Source organism: Algoriphagus halophilus, from assembly GCF_041729275.1.
Classification (GTDB): Bacteria; Bacteroidota; Bacteroidia; order Cytophagales; family Cyclobacteriaceae; genus Algoriphagus; species Algoriphagus halophilus_A.
Map to the genome: position 1 here is coordinate 2,661,087 of NZ_CP146486.1, position 21,396 is coordinate 2,682,482.

A 21,396-nucleotide genomic window follows, 5' to 3' on the forward strand; every position below is an offset into this window, starting at 1 on the left:
AATGAACGAATCGAAAATCTGAAACCTCATTTTAGTTCTTTATCTCAATAATTCTTCCTGGTGTCCAAGGAGCTTGATTTGCGTCGAGCTCTGCATTGATGGCCGGTACATTAACCTCTACCAGTTGCTTCAGGCTTGCAATGACTGGATTCAAATAGTTCTCTGCAATTCGTTTTACCTCTTTAGAAGTAGTGGTGGGATCCGTTAAACTGGTAGATCCGGAATATATTGCCGTATTCACCCGACTACTTAGCGATGGCGCCTGATCGATTTCAAGCTCTCTTTTGATTGGATCCCCAAACATGGTCAGTTCAATCTCATCCAGTGCATTTTCCATGACATCAATTTTTTCATCCAAAGAAGTGCTTTTCACTAATCTTGCAGCTGCCTGATAATATTTCAATGCTTCACGCAACTGATTATAAGAATTTCTCGCACCATTTGCTGATTTGGAAAGCTCCATCAGTTCCTGATGAAATGCGAGCATCGCTGCAGGATCTGCCAATGGGACAGTTTGATTATCCAATGTTTTTACCTCGAAAGGTACTGCTTCCGTGAGTGGGGTTATTTCCCCATTGATACTTTTTGCCAGCTCAACAGTATAGGTTCCAGGCAGTACCATAATTCCTGATGGGAGATCTTTCATTGGATCTGCGAGACTGGTATTTACTTGATCGATGGCAGGATATGTTAAATCCCAGTATACTCGATTAATACCTTCTGTTGCACCTCTTCTAATCTCGTTTACTACTTCACCATTCACATCTTTAATGGTAAAAATCAGGAAGGGCTTTTCTTCCTCTTTCTCAGCCATTAGCTGCTCATAGCTGGGATAATAAACGGTCTCACCAGCTTTTCTTTTCTCATCCTCACTTTTCTTTCGTTCACTTTCTAGTGTAGGGTATTTTTCCTTAAGAAAATAGGTAAAGGCGGCTCCAAATGGAGGGTTTTCACCCAAGTAGTACGTCTCCCCTTGAAATCCTTTTGGGCCTAACCAAGAGATGGTTTTACTTGCAGCGATGGGACTATAAGGTTCATATTGTAAAGCCTCTGAAACAGGGAAAATATGTGCTTCTTTTTCCAGAAGTTCATTGGAAAGCTCTCGCAGCGCCGAGTAATCGTCGAGAATATAAAATCCCCTTCCGAATGTACCCAATACCAGGTCCTTTTCTCTATCCTGAATGTTGATATCTCGAACAGCGATGGTGGGTAATCCTTTTGACAGTTTTTGCCAATATTGACCTCCATCGAGTGTAGCATAACATCCAAATTCAGTCCCAACAAATAACAAGTTCGCTGCAACGGGGTCTTCTGCAATGGCATAAACTGATCCTTTTTCAGGCAGATTTGCTTTTATGGTTGTCCAGCTTTTTCCCATATCCGTACTTTTCAAAATATAGGGTTTAAAATCACCTTGTTTGTGATTATTAAATGCTGCATATACAGTATTCTTATCATGGGCAGAAGCAATGATTTCATTCACATAGGTCATGTCAGGTACCCCTGGAAATGAACTATAACGCGTCCAGCTTTCTCCTCCATTGGCGGACACGTGAATCAATCCATCGTCAGTGCCAGCGTAAAGCAGATTCTCATCAATGGGAGATTCAGCAATGGCCACAATACTACCAAAAGCCGTAGTAGATTGATTTTTTGCTACAGCGTCCATAGGCCAAACCTTCCCCATTACTTCTAGCTTGTTTCGATCTATCCCTCTGGTCAGATCGCCGCTCACTTCTCGCCAGCTTTCGCCCATATCATCACTTCGATGAACTCGATCAGAAGCATAATACAAGCGTTTGTGATCGTGGCTGCTCACCAGCAAAGGTGAATCCCAATTCCAATTGTAGGAATAATCTCCCTCCAAAGGTTGAGGTACAATGTTTTTGGTCTGGCCTGTTTTCCTATCAAATCTCGCCAGGTTACCATACTGAGATTGACTGTAAATAATATCTGGGTTTTCGGGGTCCACATGTGGCTCAAAACCATCTCCCAGTGTTGTCACGAACCAATCGCGATTGCTAATTCCGGTAGTCTCTGTTGTTTGTGAGGGACCTCCGAAGCTGAAATTATCTTGGGTGCCTCCATAAACATAGTAGAAAGGATAGTCGTTGCTCACTCCGAGCTTATAAAACTGTGTCACGGGAAGATTGGGGAAGAAACGCCAGGTTTTTCCACGGTCCCAAGACTCATAAACTCCCCCATCATTTCCATTAAGCAAATAATTGGGATTATTGGGGTCAATCCACAAGGCATGATTATCAATGTGCTTATTCTGCTCACCTACATTATTGAATGTCTTCCCTCCATCTTCAGAAACAGCCGCATAGGTATTCATCACATAGACCAGGTCGACATCCACTGGATCAGCGATTACCTCCTGGTAATAGTTTCCACTGGATGAATAGTCACTTTGGCGCACCCAGGACTCTCCAAGGTCTGTGGATTTGTAAAAGCCACCTTTATCCTCCTGGGCTTCTACCACCGCATAGACTACGTCCGGATTGACTGGAGAAATATCTAATCCTATTCGTCCTAAATCACCACTCGGAAGTCCTTTGACAATCTTGCGAAAATTCTCCCCTCCGTCTGTGGATTTGTAAACAGAGGATTCTGGCCCTCCACTGATGTAGGTAAACACATGGCGTCTTCGTTGATGTGCTACAGCATAAATCACATTAGGATTTCTAGGGTCAAGATGCACCTCATGAATGCCTGTATGCTCACTAATATCCAGAATCTTTGTCCAGTTATCACCTCCATCTGTCGTTTTGTACAATCCACGATCACCCCCGGCACTCCAAAGAGGGCCAGTAGCCGCCACATAAACAACATCCGAGTTTCTCGGATCAATAGCAATCATCCCAATATGCTCAGATGCTTTGAGCCCTTTATGCTTCCAGCTTTTTCCTCCATCCATACTTTTATAAATCCCATCCCCATAAGCTACACTTCGCTGGTTATTGTTTTCTCCTGTTCCAACCCATATGACGTTATGGTTATTGGGGTCCATCTCCACCACACCAATCGAGTAAGACCCCTCAGAGTCGAAAACTGGATCAAAGTTGAGTCCCTTGTTGGTTGTTTTCCAAACTCCTCCAGCGGCAACACCCACATAAAATTCACTTGGATTATCTGGATTTATAGCAAAATCTGCGATCCTACCCGAAGTAAATGCAGGCCCAATGGACCGGAAGGAAAGGCTATTCCAATTGGTTTTATAAATGGCAGGTTTATCATCTTCCTTTTTTGAGCTACTGCGAAAAAAGCAGAGCAGGTAAGTAGTAGAAGCAACAGCGAAAAAGCGATGGTTTTTTGTAGCATAAGAAATTACTTAGGTCAGTAGTATAGAGGAAGTTATAAAAAATCTTAGAAAATAGCAGGAAAGCGTGTGGAAGAAGCAGGTGGAATACCTTCATGACCTTTATCTTTGGTTGAAATAGAGGGCGTGACAGCCAAAACCATGTTTTTCACAGGACCTGACGGAGAGACCATAGAGCTACTCCAACTTATCTCTGGAGGAATTTAACTCCTTAAAAACCTATTAAGCACTAGCCTAAAACTGCTAGCATTTAAATGGTACTTTTCATTAAAATGCTAGATGGGCAAAACAAAACTATCTGACCAAATTATTCTTTCACCTCCTTCCAACGCAATTTAATTTTCTCCAAACTCTCTTTTAAAGAGTTCACTGCTCGAATGGTTTGTTGGGTAGGTTGCACATCCGCTGCTTGGATCAGATTCATCATAAATAGGAACTTTTGCTGAAGGCCTACCAAAGTTTCATCAGCCGGATCTGTCTCACGGATACTTCCATACATAGTATCTGGATTTCCTACCCTCCCCATTCCTCTCAGTCCCAATTGCTCCCTACTTGGCTTGGAATAATCATCTATCGCTTCAACAATCGCTTGTAATTCATGGTAACTGTCATAGCAAGTTTTGCTCAAATCCGTTTGCATTTGTAATGCCTCTTCCGAAATAGTTACCCGAGGATCCATTTTGATCGTCAATGGTTTTTCAATGACCTCACCATCCACTTCCAATCTTACATGGTAAGTTCCAGGCTTCACAAAAGGTCCTTGGGGTGCACTCGGCGTGTTTTTATAAACTGCTGCAATTGAAAACTCTCTCTTGGAACCTCTAGGAGCTTCATACTTTAAATCCCATATGAATCGATGGTGTCCCTTAGAAACACCTACTTTTTGCTCTGGCCTGATCCAATAGGTAGGATGAGGCAAAGCAGTGCTGTCTATTTCTTCCGGTTCCTGATCACTTGAAAAGGTCCTAATTACTTGCCCTTGTTCATCAACAATTTCCAATTTGACTTGCTGAGCCGACTGATTGAGTTGGTAATCCAAAATCGCCCCATCTGGAGGGTTTTGGCCGGTCGGCTCTTCCGGAGGAAGCGGAGTATCTGAAAACATATTCCACCTTACTCGATAGGTATCAGAAGGAGTAAATAAATAAGCGGACCTTCCTCGGGATTGAGCCATTTCTCTCAATGGAGCTATGTTATCTAATATCCAAGCAGATCGACCATGTGTTCCTACCACTAAATCATTTTCATGAATCACTAAATCTCTAATAGAAGTAGCTGGCATATTATTTCTGAGAGACTGCCAATGTTCCCCATCATCTATTGAAAAATACACTTCCCGCTCGGTTCCTGCATATAATAACCCTTCTTTGACGGGATCCTCACGGACTACATTCACGGGACCGTTTGGATTCAAGCCATTCGTGATTAAGTCCCACGTTTCCCCACCATCTCGGGTCCGATAAATGTAAGGAACCATGTCATCTTTTCGGATGGCATTTATGGCAATATATGCGGTCTTTTCATCAAAATGGCTTGCATCTATTTGGGATACCTTGTCCCAAGAACTCATCGCAGGAGGAGTAACTTCTTTCCAGTCTTTCCCTCCATTAGTAGTCAAATGTACACGTCCATCATCTGTACCCGCCCAAATAATATCTACATTCAAAGGAGAAGGCCCAAGCGCATAAATCACCCCTCTTCTTGCCATCGTTTCCATTTCAGGAGTCTTGTAATGGCCTACGCTGGACGGGACCTCTGGTTGCTCGTAGGTCAGGTCAGGACTTATTATTTCCCAGCTTTGACCTTCATTGGTAGTTTTCCATAATACATTGGTGCCAAAAAGAAGTATCGAATCATCTGCAGGATGGAAAAGCAAAGGCATGGTCCTCACAAATCGGTAATCACCTGAACGCAAAGCTTCCGGAGCTACATTGGTAGATTGGCCTGTTCGCTTATCAAAACGCATCACTCGGCCTCCATAAATAATATCAGGATTTTTGGGTCAGGTGCCACGTAAGCATATTCGTCTGCTCCCACACCCATAAATTCCCTAAAGCTAATTTGCCCTCCATTTCCCCTACTGGCAACACCGATGGCACCACTTTCTTGCTGACCACCATAAACCCAATAAGGAAATGCATTATCAGTAGTTACATGGTAAAGTTGTGTAGTTGGCTGGTTGTACCAAGAACTCCAAGTACGACCCGCATTCACTGTAACCACCGCTCCTTGATCTGCCACGAAAAGCATGATATCTGGATTTAATGGATTGATCCAGATTCTATGGTAATCATCTCCTCCCGGGGCACCTTTCAGAGAAGACCAGGTTTTCCCACCATCAGCAGAAGTATAAGAGGCAATATTGGCTACGTAAACCCGATTGGGGTCTTTCGGGTGAACTTTAATTTCTGCAAAATCCCCTCCTCGACCCCAAAGTCTCCTGTCTTGATGAATCAATGACCAGCTTTCTCCACCGTCCACACTTTTATAAATCCCTCCATTGTCCCTGGCATCGACAGTAGCAAACATAATGTTGGAATTACTTGGAGCAATTCCTACCCCAATTCTTCCCAAGCCTTGATCAGCCCCCGGTAGCCCTTTAGTAATCTTTCTCCAAGTTTCGCCTCCATCTGTACTTTTATAAAGCCCACTATTAGGACCAGAAAATGCTGCATTTTCCCAAGGGCCTTCCTGATGCTCCCACATATCAGCAAATAGAATTGATGGGTTATTGGGGTCAAACTCTACCTGAATTGCACCTGTATTCTCATTGATATAGAGGACTTTTTTCCAGGTCTTTCCACCATCCACTGTCTTAAACACTCCTCTTTGTTCGTTTGGTCCATAAGGGTGGCCTAATCCTGCGACAAAAACAATGTCAGGATCAGTTGGGTGCACAATTAACCTACCTACTTGCTGTATGTCATTCAGTCCTATGTGGGTCCAAGTCTTTCCTCCATCAATACTTTTGAAAATACCATCTCCAACCCCTAAATCAGGCCTATGAAGCCCTTCCCCACTTCCCACATAGATAATATCGGGATTACTGGGAGCTACGGCGATGTCACCTACTGAACCTGTGGGAGCATCATCGAAAATCGGGAACCAAGTCCTCCCATAATCATCTGTTTTCCAAACCCCTCCATTATTCACTCCCATAAAAAACACATTCGGTTGGGAGGGTATCCCCACTCCCCCCACTGTTCTACTAGCCCTGAACGGACCAATCAATCGGTAGTCAAGGTTTTGATAGTGAGAGGATGGAACTTGCCCAAATAATGGGGAGAGAGAAAAAATAAGTATCCCTACTAAAAGAATTCGGAGTTGTTGAAATTGAAGCATTTGGCAAAGATTGGTTTTACTTATAATTAGAAAGATAAAAAAACTATGCTTTAGAAAGCGATCTACTAGCCTACTCACAAGCATGCATTCCATTTTTTGAAACTGAAATTCAAGATATCAATATATTTCAAACCTGATTCAGATTAATTCAATAAAAGAAACCTCAACTCCAATGACGAAGAGCAACCGTCTATTCAAATAAACTGATGCTTAATAAATTAAATAATAAGTTGACCTATCTATCAAATAGATTGTTTCTATATTTTTTTAATTGAGTATTGGATAAAATCAAGACCCAAACATTCATTAATTGATCTAAATTCTTACATTGAGATAATAACTTTTATTTATCAATACTTAGTAACCTGATGAGTCACCGATTGACACCTTTGCAAGAGAAAAAGGCCAAGTCCCTAAATTTTTTAAGGAGCAAAAAGGCTTCAAAAAGATTCCTTCCAGCTATAAATTATCATTGGAAAAACTAGCCAAACTGGAAGAGAAACTTCATGGAAAAGTAGTATATCCTTGGTCCAAGGGATATAATAAAGATCGTCAGGAGTTTGATGATTTATACCCTACTTACCCTAAACTAATTGTCTATTCACTTTCTTTCACGGACATCAGGAAATGCCTGACTTTTGCAAAATCAGAAAATCTTCAGGTGGCTATTAGGTCAAGCGGGCACAGCTTAGCTTGTTTCTCTGTCTGTGATGGAATGGTGATCGATTTGAGTCTGATGAAGTCTATCCATGTGGATAAAGATCAATTAATTGCCGATGTAGAATCAGGAGCAAATTTCGGGGATCTCTACCCCAAAATCGAACAATACAACCTTCATACACCTACCGGGGATTGTCCTACCGTATGTCCATCAGGATTTATGATGGGAGGAGGTTACAGTATTACCTCCAGAATGTACGGCATGGGATGCGATAATGTAAAGGAGGTCAAGGTAATGCTGGCTGACGGAAAAATTGTCATTGCAAACGAAGAAAAAAACAAAGATTTGTTTTGGGCAATTCGAGGAGGAACCGGCGGAAATTTCGGAGTCCTATTAAATACAAAATTGAAGCTCCATCCACTTGAAACCATTTTTGGAGTTCAAATGAGATGGCCCATCGAGAAAGACCCTGCTCTTGCCGCCAAGGTTCTATTTACGATTCAGGAAGCTTATTTAAAACCCGGCAAACTCCCCCAGCTTGGGATTGAAACGATCATTTCAAGTAATGACAATAAGGAGAAAATGGTCTTTTTCTGCGCGACTTGGATAGGATCCGAAAAAGATTTTATGGATGCATTAAAGCCATTATTGGATATCTCTGGATTTTCTATGGATTCCTATCAAGGAAAGTATTCCAAGGTCAACAATCTGGTTTTAGAAGGCACTCCTGATATACCCGAAGATGTGATGGCATTTAGTAAAAGTACCTATATCGATAAGCCATTAGGCTATAATCACTGGTATGACATTCTTAAATTTTTCTACAAACATGCGCCAAATCAATACACCATGATTGACATGGAAGCCTATGGTGGAAACGTAAGTCTAATTCCTGAAGAAAACTGTGCATTTATTCATAGAAATGTCACCATGGATTTCTTTACGGAGGCATTTTTCAATAAAGAAACCCATGATAGGGGAGCTAGTGAAAAATGGGTCAATGACCTGTTTGAATTTATGAAACCATTGGCAAATGGCCGCTCCTATCAAAACTATCCATACAGGGGACAAGAGGATTTCAGAACTGCCTATTGGGGCAAATATTACAACCAACTAGTTCAAATTAAGAAAAAATATGATCCAGATAATTTCTTTTGGTATCAACAATCCATCGGGCCTGATTTAATAGAGGATCCAAATCAAGTCACATTATTCGAAAATTGCGCTATTGAATATGAAGCTTATTAAAACAATTCTATTTCTTGTTTTATTCTTTGCTGCTATCAGCTTATCGATGGCTCAATCCCTTATCAAAATTGGGGATAATGAAGGCGTGACTTTAGGTCCTCAGCTTGAATATTATGTAGATTCCACGAATTCATTGACTATTGAAGGGGTACAAAGTCTTCCTTTTGAACGAAGCAATGCTAAAATTCTAAACCTTGAAAACCTCAGTTTTGATGCTTGGGTCAGGTTTGACCTTGAAAGACAAACAGAGGAGGAAATTTATTTAACCATAGACAACGCTCTTCTTGAGGAACTTGTGGTATACATCATTTCGGATGGAGTAGTCACCAACCATTTTGAGGGCAGTTTTCTCAAACCCTTCAAAAACCGACCTATTCAATCAGAAAATTTCCAATTTAAATTACCGATTGCCTCCGGAAGCAGGAGTTCTATCTATTTAAAAGTACATAGTAAATTCCCTCTTCTCTTACCAATAGAAGTCTCGACCTATAAAGTCTTTTCCCAGAATAATCAAGAACACAATTTGTTTTGGGGTCTTTATGCCGGTACTATCCTGTTTGCCTTCTTATATAACCTATTTGTTTATTTCTCTATTAGGGAAAAAAGATACCTTTATTACCTCTTATATATTCTGGGTTCGGTTATTTTTTACATGGGATTACAGGGTTATTCCTTCCAGTTTTTATGGCCAAACCACCCTATTCTGAATGTTAGATTGGGCTTCTTGATTTGTATCACCAATATCATTATCACGGTGTTTACCATGAATTTTCTTCGGATCACCAAGAAGCAAAAAGTCATCTACTATATAGGGGTAGGCACCATCATTGCCTATGGGTTGATCTCCATCATGAACTTTACGCCCGCTTATTCTATAGGGCTGGGATTAGCACAATTACTTAGCTTGATTACATGTATTTACTTTATTGTAGTCGCAGTCATTAGCTACTTCCGAGGAATTCAAAGTGCAAAATACTACCTCATCGGGTGGTCAATATTTCTGGTTTTGGTAGTAGTGTATATCCTGACCTTGAATGGGGTTATTTCAGGTAATTTTTTCACCACCCATTCCATTTTTATTGGTCATATGTCTGAGGTTCTGTTGTTGTCATTTGCATTAGCAGACCAGATCAATATCCTTAAAAAGGAAAATGAACAGAATCAGAAAAAGATCATCGCTCAATTGGAGGAAAATGAAAAGCTTCAATTAAAAGTCAATCTGGAATTGGAGGAAAAAGTATTGCAGAGAACAGCAGAGGTGGTAAAACAGAAAAATGAAGCAGAATATCAGCGAAAAAGAAGTGATGAATTACTTCTGAATATTTTACCTGCAGAAACTGCTGAAGAATTAAAAAACACGGGAAAAGCCAAAGCAAAACTTATTTCAGAAGTAACAGTAATTTTTGCTGACATTCAGGATTTTACACACTTATCAGAAAGTATGTCTCCCTCCGATTTGGTCAAAGAAATCAATGAGTGTTTTTCCGCTTTTGACAAAATCATGGGCAAATACAACGTAGAAAAAATAAAAACCATTGGTGATTCTTACATGGCAGCAGGAGGCTTACCTGTTCCCAATCAAACTCATGCCAGGGACGTGGTTAAAGCGGGTTTAGAAATTCAGGAATACCTAGCATCCTACAAAGAACGAAAAATCGCTAATGGGGAATCCCCTTTTGAGATGAGAATTGGAATTCATACAGGTCCCGTAGTGGCAGGTATCGTAGGCATAAAAAGTTCGCCTATGACATCTGGGGGGATACAGTAAACCTAGCCAGTAGAATGGAAAGCTCTGGAGAAATCGGAAGAGTAAATATTTCTGAAGCTACCTATCATTACGTGAAAGAAGATTTTAAATGTACCTATCGAGGTAAAATAGAGGCCAAAAACAAAGGAATGATCGACATGTATTTTGTCGAAAGATTATAAAACACCATGCATCACTAGTAAGAAACTTAAAATTTTATGGGACTTTTAGACTTTCCAAGGATTCATTTTAGTGGGAAAATTGACATCAATGTACCTACTATCAATAATTCTTATTATTTCCCTTTAACCATGTATGACCAAACAAGGTCGAAAGCTTTTTACCACCAAGGTTATACTTTTCAGATCCTGCTATTCCTGAAAAGGTAAAGCCAACAATTAACCCCAAGATCATCCATGATGTTGAGAATGGATATTGGTACATAGAAGTCGAGCCTATCAATACGATTGACAAACTACGGGAATGGTGTAGGACCCCATTGGGAAAAGATTCCAAAGCTTTGGATGTTGCTTATAATCCTTATTACGAAGCGGCTGACAAGGACTTAGGAAAGGTAGAAGGAGCCGATTTGATAGGAAACCCACCTGGCTATTGGAATATGTATGGGGACATGAGCGTGAAAATGTATGATGCAAAAGTAGCTGGTGTCCAAACCTATCAGGGAGGTAAAGTCAATACCTGGACAGAAAACAATCCTTCTCAAACCAAAGAAATTGGAGAATTACTAACCTGTGCATTTAACCTAGACACGAAACCGGATAGTGGAATTAGTACTGCCGTGATTGCGGAAACCATCTCTAGCCAAAGCATCTATGCTAATATCTTTTGCTCTTCCGTGAATTTATTCAAAGAAACTGAACCAGATCAAGTATTTCTCCAAGGTAAACCCTTCCGGTTTTCAGCAATGATCTACGGAAGTTGGAGAGTAGTCAATTGGCTTCCAGCCATGGCAGGTTCTGCAAGATGGGTTTCGAGCATTCCTATGGATTCCATCCCAAATTCAGAACAAAGCAAACTGATCTCATTTTTCGAATCTCAGAATAATTATGACGGCAGACCTTTGAAAGGCGTTTTTGTCAGCTTTTCCACCTTCGAAGTATTTGAAAATAGATATGATCCAGAACTCTATCAACCCGAAGGAATAATCAAAAATCCTGCACAAGCCACTACAGTAGGAAGTATTTCTCCTTGGTATGAAGAAGATATGAAATCAGCCGTATCGGGAAGAAATTTGATTGCATTGAATACCCAGCCCATTTTTACCAATACAGGTAACGATGGTAAGATTCCTATTCAAATGACGCCAGCAATTGCCTCTAACCGTAAACTTTCTGAAACCTTATCCATTTTCTCTGTGGACATGGGTAATAGTTGGCCGGAATTGATGGATCCTCCATTTCAGGTGGACAAAGTTCAGCCCGCCAAAAGAGGGGAGGCAACCTTTGAGACTTTGAACTTGGGCACTTTAAGCTTTAGAACCGGACCCGATTCATCTTCGGAATTTGCTTCCATTCAGGTAGACCCAATGAACAATCCCCTTTCCAAAGTATTTGCTCAGGGCTGTTTATTCGATTTTGTGATCACTGATCCTGCTACTATTGACACCATAGAAAACGAGTACATCTATGTGTATGCTTTAATAGACGGCTCAGAAAAACTTGTTTTAAAAGAATCCACCTATATGATCCTAACAGATGAAAAGGGTCTTTATGGGGAAGAAGGAGACGATCCCGATGAGGGCTATATGTCTTTCTCAGAGCAGAAACAACCTTGTAGATTAAGGATTTTCCAAAGAGGTAAACCAATCGTTCAACCCATAGAAATTTATATCGCTGAATACATTGTTCCAGAGGCGGCCAATGATCCTTTAAAAGGGCCGGATAATGTGTGGACTCAGCAGGTTGCAGACAAAGACATCGTTCATTTGGTATCCAATCAAATCAAAATAAAAAACACTGCGGTTTACTACTTTGTCTACAAGGGTCAATATCCGGACGATGTAATCCCTACATTCACCACTTCCAATTATACCATCATGGATACTGGAAGTTTTGCTACCCTACGGGTTTATCCGAAGAAAGATTACGATAAATATATCAATCCAAACCATTCGGAATATGCACCTCCTACTTTTGAAGTCATGTACGAAGAGGTTTTCAAGCTTTACGATGTGGTGTATCCAATCATGGCGGAAATCCACCCTTTTACAAAAGAAGCATGGGAGAATGGTATCATGGCAGGCATGGTCAAACAACGTACAAATCCAAGCCTTTGGGACGACGTGCTATATATGGGAAGATCCAGGGAGTTGAGCCGATCCCAAAGAGAATTAATTCTGGCCTGGGCTAAAAAGTATGAGTAATCCTTTGTTTTCACATACCAAGTTTTTCATCTATTAACCCTAAAGTTTATGCATACTGATTCTTTAGATTTTCCTTCCTTTTCCATTCGGCTTGAGCCTATGACCAAACCTGAAAGGATGCCCTTGATACAATCTGGAGCTTGGGCAGTTTGGGATAATAAATTAATAATTCTTGGAGGTAGAGATGAAGGTTTTCATGGCTTAAATCAATTACAAAAACCCTTCAAACAAAGCCGGGTCAATCAATCGATTTGGGCGATAGATTTAAACAGTTTTGAATCTCTTGAATTAAAGTTAGACCCCAAGAATCCTGAATGGGAGCAGCTGTTCTCTTCCAACATGCAATTTGAACAAGATGGAAGCACTCTCTATATCGTAGGAGGATTTGGAGCCCGACATTCCACGGATAAGCAGAGTGATGACACTTTTGATACCTTAATTGCTTTTGACTTACCAAAATTGTTGAGTGAAATTGAGCAACAGGGAGATCCTTCTAAAGCTGTTGTAGCAAAAGCTTGTAGCCCTCATTTAAAAGTTACGGGAGGAGAATTACTGAAAATCGGAGACTTGTTTTATCTCTGTTTCGGGCAATGCTTTGAGGGTGTTTATGATCCTGGAAAATCTGGTCTTTACACAGGAGCCATCCGAGTATTTCAACTTAAGGATCAAGAAATAACCTTAGTCCGGGAAATCAAACACGAAAGTTTACACCGAAGGGATTTAAATGCAGTAAAAATTTATCAAAATGAAAAAACATTCCTAGCAGGACTTGGAGGAGTATTTGATCCCAAAGGGAACGGGTATTATAATCCCGTTTATTACGACCCTAAAAAGGATGAATGTTCAGTTACTGTTGACTCTTTGAAACAGCTTAGCAATCAATACAATTGTGCCAAAGCAAGTATTTTTGACAAAGAATCCAATAGCTGCATTACAGTTCTATTAGGAGGTATAGGTCAGAACCAATATCATACTACTGGTAACTCTTGGGAAAATGGAGACAGTGGCGCAAAAATTCCATTTGTGAAAAGCATTACTCAAATGATCTTTTCAAAAGGTCAGATGTACCAATACATTCAATCCCCTCCACAAGACCCAGAAATGCCGGGGCTTCTTGGTGCCAATGCAATATTCATCCCTTCTTCAGCATTTAAAAATGAAGAATCCTTTATTGATTATAGCCTTTTGAAAAATCAGGTGTCTACAATTGGTCTCTTATATGGAGGAATCGAAGCTCAAAGACCTACTTCCAGTACCATCTACCCCACTCGGGTAAACCAAGTTATATACAAGGTTTTGCTGGAAAAAAATGAAGACAAAAGTTTTCAGACTCTTACGAGGAGCAGATTAGGATAGGTTAGTAAGAAATTAGCATCCTTAAAAACGGGGGATCAATCCAATAAATACCTCCCGAGAAAGACTGATACAGCTCAAGTGTAGATGCATTTTTTTACCATTCAATTACATTTTTAAAATGTTGTATTTAAATTATTTCCTGCAATTAATTAAAAATCAATAGGTTCTTAGCGGGTATCAGCATTTGATTTTGTATTTTGTTTAAACCAAACAGAATAACACCAACTAGTTAGTAGAAACTAAGCTTTTGAAGGAGTTCAGACCGCTTTCTTTCAGGATTACCACCAGTATTAGCATTTGAGTTTAGTAATTGATTTTTAGATCATCGAATCATTTTTCTCAGATCTGGGACATCAGTTTCTACCAACTTGAATTTTAATTTTTAATAAAATGAAGTTGAGTAATATAGAAGCTTCTGAAATAGCTCAAGTTTATGAAACTTGGTTGAACAGTTATATTTCAGGAGATATTGAAACCTACGATTCCTTTTTTGACGATGGATATCACTTTATCGGCTCCACTAATAATGAGGAATATTTGTCTCGGAAAGAAACTACCGATTTCTTACGGAAAACAGCCGACCAACTTGCTGGGAAAACACAGCTTAGAAATGACGAAAAAACATTTGAGCGGCAAGGGAATTTGGTAATCATTACACATTTTTTTGATGCCTATTTTTTAAGTGGCACCGAATGGACCTATTATGACCGTTTTCGCTTTTCGTCTGCTTTACACCATACTGAACAGGGATGGCTTTTTGTCTATCAACATTTTTCTACTCCAGATAGCAATGCAAATGAAGGTGAAACTATTGGATATGATCAAATCAGTGCAGAAAACAAGGAACTGAGAGAAGCTATCATCCGGCGGACGGCCGAGCTGGAAAACAAAACCAGAGACTTGGAAATCCAAAACTCACTCGAGCGGATAAGAGCAATAGCCATGGGTATGAGTAGGACCGATGATTTATTGCATATCGCAGAAAGTATCTTCACCGAACTTAAAAAGCATGGATTCGACTCTCTTCGAAATACCATGATCAATATTTATCAGGACCAGCTTGAGTCCTTCCTTAATTATGATTTTTCTCCTAATTCAGGCAAAACCCTTACCAACATTGAGTATAAGAGTCACCCCTTTACTGAAAACCTAATCCAAGAAACCCGAAGTTCGAAAGACGTATTCTCAGAATTTCAGGTAAAAGGCAAGGAGCTAGAGGAATGGAGAAATTATAGAAAAGGAATGGGAGAGGCAGACGATCCAGCTTTGGATACGAGGACTACTCTCAGCTATTATTTCTATTCTTTCGAAAATGGGTCAATTGGAATTTCTACCTATGAACCCATCAACCAAAATCAACTAGGTGTTCTCAAGTTGTTCAAAAACACCTTTGAACTAACCTACAAGCGCTATTTGGATCTTCAAAATGCCTTGGCTCTAGCACGTGAGTCCCAAATAGAGGCGGCTTTAGAGCGATTGAGAGCCAGAAGTTTATCCATGCAAAAAAGTGATGAACTAGCAGATGCATCCATTCTTTTAGAAGAAGAAATAAGAAAATTGGGGATTGAAAATTGGGGTTGTGCTTTTCATATCTATGATGAGGAAACTGCTGATGGGACTCCTTGGGATTTAGAATGGTTTACTTCTTTTGCTGGATTCCTTCCTTTCTACAAAACACCTCGGGAAAATATTTTCCTCAAATACTATGAGGAAAGTAAAAAGGAAATCCCCTCTTTATTCAGGAATTTGGTCCAGAAGTCATCAAAGAACATTACGATTACCTCAAATCTCTACCTGTTTTAGGAGAAGCATTAACCGAATTACATGATTCTGGAGTCCCGCTTCCCGAAAGGCAAATTGACCATGTAGCATTTTTCAACCATGGCCATTTACTGTTTATTACCTACAAGCCTGTACCAGAATCACATGACATCTTTATTCGATTTGCCAAGGTATTTAATCAGGCATACACTAGGTTTTTGGACTTAGAAAAAGCGGAAAACCAGGCCAAGGAAGCTAAAATAGAATCAGCACTGGAGCGGATAAGAGGTCAAGTAGCCTCCATGAGAGAATCTTCCGAGCTTTTGGAAATCATGGTTTCCATGCGAAAAGAGTTTGTAAATCTTGGACATGAAGCCCATTATTTCTGGCACATGCGATGGCTTCCTGAATCCTATGAAAAGGCTATGACATCAGGGGATGGTACTCAGATTGGGATGGTCATGAGCTTGCCGAGACAGATTCATGGAGATATTCAGGCAGTGGCAGATTGGGAAAAAGGCTCCGACCCTCTTTTTGTATTGGCAATGGAAACAGAGGATGCCGTGGACTATGTACATAAAATGATCACCTGGGGAGATTTTGAAAAAGTAGATCCACAAGCTCCAACGCTTGAGGATATCAGACATATAGGAGGTTTGACTTTTGTGATGGCAAGAACCTCACATGGAGAGATCGGTTACAGTCTCCCTGGTTCGGTGCCTAATCCACCCCAAGAGGATATGGACACGCTGGTACGCTTTGCAAGAGTATTTGACTTGGCCTACCAACGCTTTGAGGATTTAAAGAAAGCAGAGCATCAAACGCGTGAAACTCAAATCGAACTGGCACTGGAGCGGGTTAGAAGCCGTAGTATGGCAATGCAGAAAAGTGAGGAGTTGCAAGAAGTCATTCAGGTGGTTTTCGAACAATTTGTCTCATTGGATATCCTGGTTGAGCATACCGGATTTATCTTGGATTATAAAGACCGAGAAGACATGTTTATCTGGTTGGCAGATAAAAATGGAGTTCCTTCTCAAATCACACTTCCTTACTTTGATTGTCCCCACTGGAACAGCTTTTTGGAGACAAAGAAAAATGGCGGCAATTTTTTCACCAACCTCCATTCATTTGAGGAAAAAAACAAGTTTTACAATGACCTCTTTGAATTGATTCCTGGGGCTGAGGAAGGTCTCCGGAAAATCTATTTATCCTATCCAGGACTTGCGATTTCTACTGTATTATTAGATAACATCGGGCTGTACATCGAAAACTTCGAAAGTAAACCCTTTACCCAAGAGGAAAATGCGATTCTCATGCGATTTGGGAAAGTTTTCCAACAGACTTACACGCGTTTTCTCGATTTAAAAAGAGCAGAAGCACAGGCAAAAGAAGCACAAATTGAATCTTCCTTAGAGAGAGTCCGTGCCCAAACAATGGCTATGCATAATAGCCAGGACATTGGAAAGTGTATTGTGATGATGTTTGAGGAACTTACTGCCTTAGGGGTAAATGAAAAAACCCGTTTTGGTATCGGGATCCTGAACCATGAGAACGAAAACAATCAGCTTTGGACTGCCTCAAAAATTGGAGCAGAATTCAAACTGCATATTGGGCATTTGGAAATGTCTTGGCATCCTTTGTTGAAGAGTGCAAGGAAGGCTTGGAAGGAACAGATTCCACTCCATACTTATGTATTGGAAGGCGAGGATTTGCTCAATTATTATAAAATGCTGAACCAAGCTCCTGATTATAAAATCCAAATACCACTAGAAAAACTTCCCAAAAGAGAGTTCCACTATGGTTTCGTCTTCGAACATGGGTTTTTCTATGCCTTTAGCCCCATCGAATTTCCGGCTGATATAATCCAAATTATTCATCGTTTCAGTTCTCTTTTTAGTCAAACCTATCGACGGTATCTAGACCTAAAAAGAGCAGAAGCACAAGCCAGGGAAGCACAAATAAATTTAGGAGTAGAACGGGTAAGAGCCAAAGCATTGGCCATGCATAACTCATCGCAGATTCTAGAGGTGGTCGATGTTTTGAAAAATGAAATGCTTGGCTTGGAGATCTCAGGGGTAGTGGCGGCAACGATTTATCTAAAGGAAGAAGAGGATTTGATCCGGATGTGGGACCTTACTTCTGTACAAGATACAACTGATGGCTTTCAGGTTACTTTGGATTTGAAATTCAAATTATCAGAAACCCATCCTAAGTTCTTTGTTCGGAGAATTTGGAATAATACGGCACAGTATTTTATTGAAAAGCAGGATCCAAAAGATATGGCCATCACCATCGATTGGCTGAGACAATATAATGCAGAAGAGGCGGATAATGTGGCTGAATTTTTAGCAACTAACACTTTTGAATATTTACTCCATCCCACTGTAAAATTGGCAAATGGAAAAATGTCGGTTGACATTTTGAATACTTCTCCTCCCACCGAAATGGAATCCATTATGGTAAAAATGGGAGCTGCTTTTGATTTGGCCTATAAGCGCTTCCAAGACTTACAAAAAGCAGAAGCTCAAGTAAGAGAAGCCAAAATTGAGGCCGCTTTGGAAAAAATAAGATCCCGCACGATGGCCATGCAGCAAAGTGATGAGCTTCCAGAGGCTGCAAATGTCTTATTCAATGAGGTAAGAAAATTAGGTATTCCCGCCTGGAGTTGCGGGTATAATATTTTATCAGAGGACCTTAAATCCACCACGTGTTGGATGAGTAGTGAAAATGAAATTCAGACTCCTTTTCGATTGCCGCTTACCGAACATGAAAGTATGCTTCCTTGGCACCAAGCTATTTTGGACCAACAAGAGTTTTTTGTTTACGAGCAAGGAGGCGAAGATTTAGTTGAACACTATCGATACTTGGGAGAGCTCCCCGAGCTAAAGCCAGTTTTTGAACAATTTGATGCTGCAGGTATTTCTTTGCCTACTTTCCAGGTGAATCATCTGGGACGCTTTACTCATGGCTTTTTACTATTTATCACCTATGAGCGGGTACCTGAGGCCCATGATATTTTCATGCGTTTCACCAAGGTTTTCGAGCAAACCTATACTCGTTTTCTTGATCTCCAACAAAAAAAGAGCAGGGTAAAAAATTGATCGAAGAAAAATTAAGATTAGAACGGACCTTAAAGGATTTACAAGCAACACAAGCCCAACTAATTCAATCCGAAAAGATGGCCTCTTTGGGAGAACTCACGGCTGGGATTGCACATGAAATTCAAAATCCTTTAAACTTCGTGAATAACTTCTCAGAAGTCAGCAGTGAAATGCTGGAGGAATTAATCGAGGAAATTGAAAATGGAGACTTGGAAGAGGTAAGAGCCATTTCGGAAGACATCAAAGAAAACCTCCACAAAATCAATCATCATGGCAAACGAGCAGATTCTATTGTTAAGAGCATGCTGGACCATAGTAGATCAAGTTCTGGAGAAAAATCTCTGACGGACCTCAATGCTTTAGCAGATGAGTTTTTACGACTTTCCTATCACGGGATTCGTGCCAAAGACAAAAGCTTCAATTCGGAATTTAAGTTGGAATTAGATCCCGAGCTTCCAAAAGTAAATATCATCGCAAAGGATGTAGGAAGGGTAATACTAAATTTGGTAAACAATGCTTTTTATGCAGTCAATGAAAAAGCAAAGGCTTCAAATGGCACCTATCAACCCGAGGTGGTATTGACCAGTAAAAAGATTTTTTATGGAATTGAATTATCTGTAAAAGACAATGGGAACGGAATTCCTGAATCGGCGAAAGAAAAGATTTTTCAGCCATTTTTTACTACCAAGCCGACTGGCTCTGGTACAGGTTTAGGATTAAGCTTAAGCTATGATATTGTAAAGGCACATGGTGGAGATTTTAGAGTTCAAAGTGCAGTGGGAGAAGGTACCGAGATGACGCTCTTCCTACCGATAGACCCAGACAACCAATGAAAAGCGAGGCCCAATTAAAAGCGGAAATTAAAAGACTCCAACAGTCCGTCAAGGCACAAGCCTTGGAGTTGGAATCTAAAAATCGAGAGCTGGAGATTGAGGCAGCATTGGAAAGGGTAAGAAACCGAACACTGTTGATGAAAGATAGTGCTGAACTGAATGAGACAGTATCAATCTTTTTCAGCAGTTTGATTTATTAGAATTATTACCAAAGGAGGCAAGAACCTATTTCAGTCATGTTGATGCAAAAACAGATACAGTGGAGGTTTGGATGACGCACGCAGACGGTCGGGTCATGTCGGGAAGCCATTTTACTCCATTGAACCAATCTGCACAATTAAAAGCATTTTACACGAAGTGGAAGAAAGACAGAGGAATAATTAATATCCGTATTTATCAGGAGGAAGATTTAGCTAACTATATGGCATTCCTAGCTACACTGGCCCACGTGGCTAAGGATGAAGATTATCAAAAACTATTTAAATCTCCGCCTGATCAAATTGTGATGACTGATGCCGGTTTTTTGCAAGGATTCCTAGGCATCATGAGTTTTGAGCCTTTGAAAAAGGAAGCCATTGAAATTCTTTCCCGTTTTGCCAAAGCCTTCGAATTTACCTACACCCGATTTCTTGACCTTCAAAAAGCAGAAGCTCAGGCTAGAGAAGCACAAATCGAAGCTGCTCTGGAGCGAGTACGTAGCCAATCAATGGCGATGCAACATTCCAGTGAACTGAATTTAATTCTTGCCAAGGTCTTTAAAGAATTAACCAATCTGGAATTACAGATGGAACGTGCTGTGATCTGGATTTATTATCCAGAAAATAAATCCGTTCGCTGGTGGGCAGCCAATCCAGAAGCGGAAAGCGGAACAGACAGCTTTTTAATTACCAATCAGGATCATCCAGTTTATCTGGAATATTGGAAATATTGGGAAGAAAAAAGGACTAAACACCTTTACATTTTGGAAGGTGAAAACATGGTAAGCTGGTGTGATGTACTTTTCAATGAAATGGAATTGGGAAGACTACCCAAGGAAGTCCAAGAAGCCATGAGAGCTCCTGAAAAAGTCTATTTATACAATACATTTAATGATTTTGGAGTCTTATTTCTTGCCTGTATCGAACCTTTATCTGATGACAAATTTTCAGTTCTCGAACGATTTGGAAAGGTATTCGATCAATCCTATACCCGATTCAAAGATATCAAACAAGCTGAAGCTCGTGAAAAAGAAGCAATCAAACAATCTTCTTTAGATCGCGTCAGAGCAGAAATCGCCTCCATGCGAAAAACGGAGGATTTGCAGCGGATTACCCCTTTGATTTGGAGAGAGCTTTTGACACTAGGGGTACCTTTCTTCCGATGCGGCTTGATGATAGTCGATGAAAAAGAGGAGAAAATCCGTTTTTATTTATCCACTCCTGATGGCAAACCTTTAGCTGCCCTGAACTTAGACTATGAGAGCAATCAGATAAGTTCCAATGGGGTAAAACACTGGAGAAAACAACAGCCTTATATTGCCCATTGGAACAAAGAGGAATTTTTAGCTTTTGCAAAAACGCTACTGGAACAACAGCAGATAGAAAATCCTATTACCTACCAGGGAGGAGAAGAAGCTCCAGAATCACTGACATTACAATTCCTC

General features: G+C 40.4%; 10 protein-coding genes and 1 pseudogene. 8 read left to right on the forward strand and 3 right to left on the reverse strand.

Going from position 1 to position 21,396, the window contains the following annotated elements; all coding sequences use genetic code 11:
- Positions 1 to 31 precede the first annotated feature (31 nt).
- The 3 genes from V8V91_RS14270 to V8V91_RS14280 all read right to left on the reverse strand — a co-directional run bounded on the left by V8V91_RS14270 (position 32) and on the right by V8V91_RS14280 (position 6,664).
- Positions 32 to 3,115: a glycosyl hydrolase gene (locus tag V8V91_RS14270; protein WP_373395713.1), complete on the reverse strand. Its 3,084-nt coding sequence runs from the start codon at positions 3,113 to 3,115 to the stop codon at positions 32 to 34.
- Between the two features lie 514 nt (positions 3,116 to 3,629).
- On the reverse strand, positions 3,630 to 5,288 hold the full coding sequence (locus V8V91_RS14275) for a hypothetical protein (protein WP_373395714.1): 1,659 nt from the start codon (positions 5,286 to 5,288) through the stop codon (positions 3,630 to 3,632).
- On the reverse strand, positions 5,288 to 6,664 hold the full coding sequence (locus V8V91_RS14280; RefSeq protein ID WP_373395715.1) for a WD40/YVTN/BNR-like repeat-containing protein: 1,377 nt from the start codon (positions 6,662 to 6,664) through the stop codon (positions 5,288 to 5,290). The genes V8V91_RS14275 and V8V91_RS14280 overlap by 1 nt, the downstream gene beginning before the upstream one ends.
- Positions 6,665 to 7,136: 472 nt before the next feature.
- Between V8V91_RS14280 and V8V91_RS14285 the strand changes: the two genes are divergently transcribed.
- The 8 genes and pseudogenes from V8V91_RS14285 (at position 7,137) to V8V91_RS14320 (ending at position 19,954) form a co-directional block, all read left to right on the forward strand.
- Entirely contained in the window at positions 7,137 to 8,573 is a 1,437-nt protein-coding gene (locus tag V8V91_RS14285) for an FAD-dependent oxidoreductase (protein ID WP_373395717.1), read from the forward strand.
- A gap of 46 nt (positions 8,574 to 8,619) precedes the next feature.
- Positions 8,620 to 10,502: pseudogene (locus tag V8V91_RS14290) on the forward strand (adenylate/guanylate cyclase domain-containing protein).
- Between the two features lie 317 nt (positions 10,503 to 10,819).
- Positions 10,820 to 12,703: a hypothetical protein gene (locus V8V91_RS14295; protein WP_373395718.1), complete on the forward strand. Its 1,884-nt coding sequence runs from the start codon at positions 10,820 to 10,822 to the stop codon at positions 12,701 to 12,703.
- A 48-nt stretch (positions 12,704 to 12,751) separates the two neighbouring features.
- Positions 12,752 to 14,059, forward strand: a complete 1,308-nt coding sequence (locus V8V91_RS14300; protein ID WP_373395719.1) for a hypothetical protein — start codon at positions 12,752 to 12,754, stop codon at positions 14,057 to 14,059.
- A gap of 390 nt (positions 14,060 to 14,449) precedes the next feature.
- Positions 14,450 to 15,862, forward strand: coding sequence for a nuclear transport factor 2 family protein (locus tag V8V91_RS14305; RefSeq protein ID WP_373395720.1), 1,413 nt, complete (start codon positions 14,450 to 14,452; stop codon positions 15,860 to 15,862).
- 176 nt (positions 15,863 to 16,038) lie between these two features.
- The gene (locus V8V91_RS14310) at positions 16,039 to 18,921 is read left to right on the forward strand and encodes a hypothetical protein (RefSeq protein ID WP_373395721.1); all 2,883 of its coding nucleotides are present in this window, start codon (positions 16,039 to 16,041) and stop codon (positions 18,919 to 18,921) included.
- Positions 18,918 to 19,754, forward strand: a complete 837-nt coding sequence (locus V8V91_RS14315) for a sensor histidine kinase (RefSeq protein ID WP_373395722.1) — start codon at positions 18,918 to 18,920, stop codon at positions 19,752 to 19,754. Before V8V91_RS14310 ends, V8V91_RS14315 begins: the two co-directional genes overlap by 4 nt.
- Positions 19,751 to 19,954, forward strand: a complete 204-nt coding sequence (locus tag V8V91_RS14320) for a hypothetical protein (RefSeq protein WP_373395723.1) — start codon at positions 19,751 to 19,753, stop codon at positions 19,952 to 19,954. The genes V8V91_RS14315 and V8V91_RS14320 overlap by 4 nt, the downstream gene beginning before the upstream one ends.
- The last annotated feature ends 1,442 nt before the right edge of the window (positions 19,955 to 21,396 follow it).

Bases quoted from the DNA above. Each gene is read 5' to 3' on its own strand.
- V8V91_RS14305 (WP_373395720.1), top strand. From the start codon at position 14,450: ATGAAGTTGAGTAATATAGAAGCTTCTGAAATAGCTCAAGTTTATGAA.
- V8V91_RS14300 (WP_373395719.1), top strand. From the start codon at position 12,752: ATGCATACTGATTCTTTAGATTTTCCTTCCTTTTCCATTCGGCTTGAG.
- V8V91_RS14280 (WP_373395715.1), bottom strand. From the start codon at position 6,664: ATGCTTCAATTTCAACAACTCCGAATTCTTTTAGTAGGGATACTTATT.
- V8V91_RS14275 (WP_373395714.1), bottom strand. From the start codon at position 5,288: ATGCGTTTTGATAAGCGAACAGGCCAATCTACCAATGTAGCTCCGGAA.
- V8V91_RS14320 (WP_373395723.1), top strand. From the start codon at position 19,751: ATGAAAAGCGAGGCCCAATTAAAAGCGGAAATTAAAAGACTCCAACAG.